Consider the following 5,235-nt stretch of genomic DNA (forward strand, 5'->3'; position numbering starts at 1 on the left):
CGGCGGCGTAGCAAGTGGGAGACGCCGCGTGGGCGCGAAGGCGTCAAAGCGTGATGCGGTATCTGGCGAACCCCGCCTCGCCCTCGCCGGCGGGCTCGATCTTCAGGGATTTCACCTCGGCGATGAAATCCTTGGCCCTCGGTCCGGTCTCGAAGACGACGCTGGCGCCGGGCAGCGGCGCGAACGACCAGTTGTCGTCGGCGGAAGGATTGATCGTTCCCTCGCTGACGACATAGCGCACGATCACATCGCGGTTGGTATCCGGCGCCTCGTAGATGATCTTCGAAGCATTGATGTCGGGGAAATTGCCGCCTCCGCCAGCGCGGTAATTGTTGGTGGCAACGACGAATTTCGCAGCTGGGTCAATCGCTTTACCGTCGAATTTCAAGTCGACTATGCGATTGGAGCCGGCGTTCGCGAGGCCGCCCTTGGCATCGTATTTCGGTGGCTGCGACAGGTCGATCCTGTAGGTGACGCCGTCGATGACGTCGAAGTTGTAGGACGGGAAATCCGTGTTGATGAGCGGCTGGTCCGCCTTGCCCGGCTCGATGTGGTTGAAGATGCCGGCAGACATCTCCAGCCATTCCTTCACCTCGCCGCCGGTGATTTCGACAGCGCGCACCGTGTTCGGGTAGAGATAGAGATCGGCGACGTTCTTGATGGCGATGTCGCCCACGGGAACATCGGTATAATAGTCGGCACCGTTTCGGCCGCCGGCCTTGAAGGGCGCCGCCGCCGACAGGAGCGGCGCGTCTTTCCACTGCGTGCTCTTCAATATGTCCTTGAGATACCAGGTCTGCGCCTGGTTGACGATCTGCACGGACGGATCGTCGGCGACCAGAGCGAAATAGGAATAGAGCGGCGCCGATGTCTTGCCGACGGGACGGCGGACATAGGCAAGGGTTGCCTGATGGTCTTGCTCGAGCGCGGCGATGATGCGCTTATCGTCGCCGACCTTCGCCTTGTTCTTGTTGTCGAGGCGCTCATAGATCGGCCGCGCCTCGGAGGTGGCCGAGACGACCCGCCATTTCGAGCCGTCGCGCTCCAGAAGCAGGTCGATCAGACCCATATGTGAGCCCCAGAAGCCGCCCATGACCGCTGGCTTGCCCTGCAGCGTGCCCTTTTCGGTGTCGACGCCCGCGAGCGCCTGGAAATCCTTTTTGCCGGGGAAGACCAGATGCTGGTGGCCGGTGAAGACGGCATCGATGCCCTCGACGCCGGCGACGAAGAAGGAGGCGTTCTCCATCTTGTCGCCCTGCTTGATGTCGATGCCGGAATGCGAGAGCGCGATGACGATGTCGGCGCCTTCTTCCCTGATCTGCGGCACCCAGGCCCTGGCCGCTTCGACGATGTCGCGCGTCTGGACGTTGCCTTCGAGGTTCTTGAGATCCCACACCATGATCTGCGGCGGCACGAAGCCGATGACGCCGATCCTGATCGGCTGCTCGGCCCCGGAACCGTCCTTGATCTTCCTGTCGAGGATCACATAGGGCTTGAGGTAGAGCTTGTCGTCGCGCGGGTTGCTGGCCGGCGTGGTGCCGCGGATCAAGTTCGCGCAGACGAAGGGGAAATTGGCGCCGGCCAGCACCTTGTCGAGAAAGGACAGGCCGTAATTGAACTCATGGTTGCCGAGCGTCGAGCATTCGTAGCCGAGCAGGTTCATGCCCTTCATGATCGGATGCTGGTCGCCGTCCTTCATCCCCCTTTCGTAGGCGACATAGTCGCCCATCGGACTGCCCTGCAAGAGGTCGCCATTGTCGATCAGCATCGAATTCGCGGCTTCCTTGCGCACCGCATCGATCAGCGAGGCCGTCCGCGACAGCCCCATCGTGTCGTTCGCTTTGTCGGCGTAGTAATCGTAGGGCAAAAGGTTCACATGGATGTCGGTGGTCTCCATGATCCTGAGATGCGCCTGGTTGGCCGCGGCGCGGGCGGAGAACGGATGCAGCATGATCAGCGCGCCGCCGGCAGCGGCGCCAACCAGGAATTCGCGGCGGGAGAATTGACTTTGAGAGACTGGCGGTCGTGACATCGTGTTCTCTTCTCCAACAACGCTGCGACCCCTGCCCCGGCAGCGGAGCATGGCGCTGAACACGCATTGAGTCCATGTGCGCCGGAAGCCTTTCGATCACGACAAGGTGACGTGTCGATGAAGGCGAGGAATCAGCTTTTGTCGTCGTCGCCCTGGGTGATCAGGCGCGCGCTGCGCTGACCGGTAAGATATATCCATAGCCAGCTAAGCGAGACCGCCAGGCGGTTGCGGAAATCGATCAGGAAATAGATGTGGGCTATGCCCCAGAGCCACCAGGCGAGCCAGCCGGTGAGCTTGATCCAGCCGAAGTCGATGGCGGCGGCGCGCTTGCCGATCGTCGCCAGGTCACCGGCATGCCGATACCGGAAAGGCCGTGTCGCCGTGTCGCCGGCAAGGCGCGCCTTGATCGTCGCAGCGACATGCTTGCCCTCCTGCTTGGCCGAGGGCGCCACGCCCGGCACCGGTTTTCCATCCGGTCGCAGCACATGCGCCGTGTCGCCGATGACGAAAATGTCGGGATTGCCCGGCACGGTGAGGTCGGGTTCGACGATCACCCTGCCCGCCCGGTCGGCAGCTGTCCCGAGCCATTCGGCCGCCGGCGAAGCGGCAACGCCGGCCGCCCAAATGATCGTCCTTGCCGGCAGGCGCTTGTCGCCGAAGACGACGCCTTCGGCATCGAGTTGTGTCACGGGGCGTCCGAGCTCGACGGTGACGCCCAGCCTTTCCAGCGCCTTGCGAGCATAGTCGGAAAGCTGCGGCGCGAAATTGGCCAGGATCCGGTCGCCGGCCTCGATCAGCACGACGCGCGCCTGGCGTGTGTCGATGTTGCGGAATTCGCCGCGCAACGTGTCATGCGCGAGCTCGACAATGGTGCCGGCGAGCTCGACGCCGGTCGGCCCGCCGCCAATGATGACCAGCGTCAGCAGCGCCTGGCGCTTCGCCGGGTCGGCTTCGCGCTCCGCCTGCTCGAAAGCGAGCAGGATGCGGCGCCGGATCGCGGTGGCATCCTCGAGCGTCTTCAGTCCCGGCGCGAACGGTTCCCATTCGTCGTGGCCGAAATAGGCATGGCGCGCGCCGGTGGCGAGCACGAGCGTGTCGTAGGGAACCGAGCTGCCGTCTTCGAGCAGCACGCGCTTGCCGGCGCGGTCGACGCCGGTGACAGCAGCGAGAAGCGTCGTCACGTCCTTGCGCCTGCGTAAGAGATGACGGATCGGCCACGCGACCTCGGAGGTCGCCAGCGAGGTCGTCGCCACCTGGTAAAGCAGCGGCTGGAACAGGTGGTGATTGCGCTTGTCGATCATGGTGATGCGCACCGGTGCTCCATGCAACGCGCGGGTGAGTTCGAGCCCGCCGAACCCGGCGCCAACGACCACGACATGATGCTCGGCTTCGCTCATTTCATCCACCTCGCGACGTAAAACCACCACACAGGGATGTAGGTATTTTTGTGCACTGCAACAACATCTTGCCGGACAGGAAACATGCCCCAGAGTCGTCGCGTGGCGTCGTGAATGCACATGGAACGCGCCCTGCCACCGGTATAGCGTGAGACTGTACGACAGGAACCTATCATGGCTGATAATCGCGACGACGACGGGCCGGCCCAATACGCATCACCGCCCTGCTTCATGCATGAGCTCGACCCGGAATATCGGGCGCCGCTCTCCGACTGGACGGATGTCAGGCGATGGCGCAAGGCCGAGCGCGAGCGGCTCATCAACGCTCGCCTCGCCGTTTCAGCCGACGCTCGCGCCGCCATGTCGGCGCGCATCGCGGATGGCATCGACGAGCTGATCGGCGATATAGACGGCCGGATGGTCAGCCTCTATTGGCCGTTTCGCGGCGAGCCGGACCTGCGCGGCTGGATGGCCTCGATCAACGAGCGCGGCGGCCGCACCGCGCTGCCTGTCGTCATCGAGAAGGGACAGCCGCTGGTCTTTCGCGCCTACAGACCGGGCGACCGGCTGGAAAAAGGCGTCTGGAACATTCCGATCCCGGCCGAAGGCGATCCGGTGCTGCCCGACATCGTGATCTCGCCGGTCGTCGGCATCGATCCTGGCAACTACCGGCTGGGCTATGGCGGCGGCTTTTACGACCGTACGCTCGCCGCGATGCCGTTCAGGCCGCTGGTCATCGGCGTCGGCTACGAATTGCAGCGTATCCCGACCATCTACCCGCAGGCGCACGACATCCCGATGACGACCGTGGTGACCGAAGCCGCAGCGGTCTAAGCCATCTCCGGCCGCAAGCCAACCGCCGTGCGATCGACGATCTCGCGCAGCGCGAAGGACGAGTTGATCTTCGTCACATGCGGCATGGCCGATAGCCATTCCTTGTGGATGCGCTCATAATCGACGAGGTCCTTGGCCGCGATGCGCAGGATGTAGTCGTATTCGCCCGACATCAAATGGCAGGAGAGCACATTCGGGCAGCGCTTGATCGCCGCCTCGAAATCCGACAACGTCTTTTCGAACTGCCCCGACAACGATATGTGCACGATCGCCGTCATCTGGTGGCCGAGCGCGGAATTGGACAGCCGCGCATGGTAGCCGCGGATGGTTCCCGACTTCTCCAGATTGTCGAGCCTGCGCGAACAGGCCGATTGGGAAAGGCCGACCTTCTCGGCAAGCGCCGCATTGGGGATCCGGCCATCCTTCTGCAAAGTCTCCAGAATGGCGATATCAATCCTGTCGAGCCGCATTTTTCGTGGTTCCTGCGAATTTCTATTCGTTTTTCGCAACGATTATCGAAGAGCGACCATTGTCGCAAGTGCATTCGCAAACACATACGGAACGATTCGTGGTTGACTGCGATTATTGCGTGTCGCCTCCAAATCGCGCGGCGTTCCGGAGCGGATGGCATGCACCAAATGACAGGGAGAGCGCCCTTCGAAGGGCGCACTGAGGAGAAGAAGAATGCGTGTCGGCTGCCCCAAGGAAATCAAGAACCATGAATATCGCGTCGGTCTGACGCCCGGCTCGGTCCGCGAATATGTCGCGCATGGCCACGAAGTGCTGGTCGAGACCGGCGCCGGCGCCGGCATCGGCGCCGACGACAACGCCTATCGCGCCGCCGGCGCCACCATCGCCAAGACGGCAGCGGACGTGTTCGCCAAGTCGGATATGATCGTCAAGGTCAAGGAGCCGCAGCCCAACGAATGGGTTCAGCTGCGCGACGGCCAGATCCTCTACACCTATCTCCAC

At 63.0% G+C, this 5,235-nt stretch carries 4 protein-coding genes and 1 pseudogene; 2 read left to right on the top strand and 3 right to left on the bottom strand.

The window, feature by feature from the left end; genetic code table 11:
* Window positions 1–43 precede the first annotated feature (43 nt).
* Together EOD07_RS21405 and EOD07_RS21410 are read right to left on the bottom strand one after the other, a co-directional pair.
* The gene (locus EOD07_RS21405) at window positions 44–1,951 is read right to left on the bottom strand and encodes a bifunctional 2',3'-cyclic-nucleotide 2'-phosphodiesterase/3'-nucleotidase (protein ID WP_245470370.1); all 1,908 of its coding nucleotides are present in this window, start codon (window positions 1,949–1,951) and stop codon (window positions 44–46) included.
* A gap of 212 nt (window positions 1,952–2,163) precedes the next feature.
* A complete protein-coding gene (locus EOD07_RS21410) occupies window positions 2,164–3,429 on the bottom strand; it encodes an NAD(P)/FAD-dependent oxidoreductase (RefSeq protein WP_127236884.1) in 1,266 nt (421 codons plus the stop codon).
* 174 nt (window positions 3,430–3,603) lie between these two features.
* Here EOD07_RS21410 and EOD07_RS21415 point away from each other — a divergent pair, with 174 nt between their 5' ends.
* Complete coding sequence (locus EOD07_RS21415; RefSeq protein ID WP_127236885.1) at window positions 3,604–4,263, top strand: 5-formyltetrahydrofolate cyclo-ligase; 660 nt, start codon at window positions 3,604–3,606, stop codon at window positions 4,261–4,263.
* Here EOD07_RS21415 and EOD07_RS21420 read toward each other — a convergent pair.
* Complete coding sequence (locus EOD07_RS21420) at window positions 4,260–4,733, bottom strand: Lrp/AsnC family transcriptional regulator (RefSeq protein ID WP_040982960.1); 474 nt, start codon at window positions 4,731–4,733, stop codon at window positions 4,260–4,262. The two genes, EOD07_RS21415 and EOD07_RS21420, sit on opposite strands and share 4 nt — an antisense overlap.
* 214 nt (window positions 4,734–4,947) lie before the next feature.
* On the opposite strand from EOD07_RS21420, the pseudogene EOD07_RS21425 reads away from it, so the two are divergent.
* A pseudogene (locus EOD07_RS21425) lies at window positions 4,948–5,235 on the top strand (alanine dehydrogenase); the annotation flags it as partial.

Source organism: Mesorhizobium sp. M2C.T.Ca.TU.002.02.1.1 (genome assembly GCF_003997225.1).

Bases quoted from the DNA above. Each gene is read 5' to 3' on its own strand.
- EOD07_RS21405 (WP_245470370.1), bottom strand. From the start codon at position 1,951: ATGCTGCATCCGTTCTCCGCCCGCGCCGCGGCCAACCAGGCGCATCTC.
- EOD07_RS21420 (WP_040982960.1), bottom strand. From the start codon at position 4,733: ATGCGGCTCGACAGGATTGATATCGCCATTCTGGAGACTTTGCAGAAG.
- EOD07_RS21415 (WP_127236885.1), top strand. From the start codon at position 3,604: ATGGCTGATAATCGCGACGACGACGGGCCGGCCCAATACGCATCACCG.
- EOD07_RS21410 (WP_127236884.1), bottom strand. From the start codon at position 3,429: ATGAGCGAAGCCGAGCATCATGTCGTGGTCGTTGGCGCCGGGTTCGGC.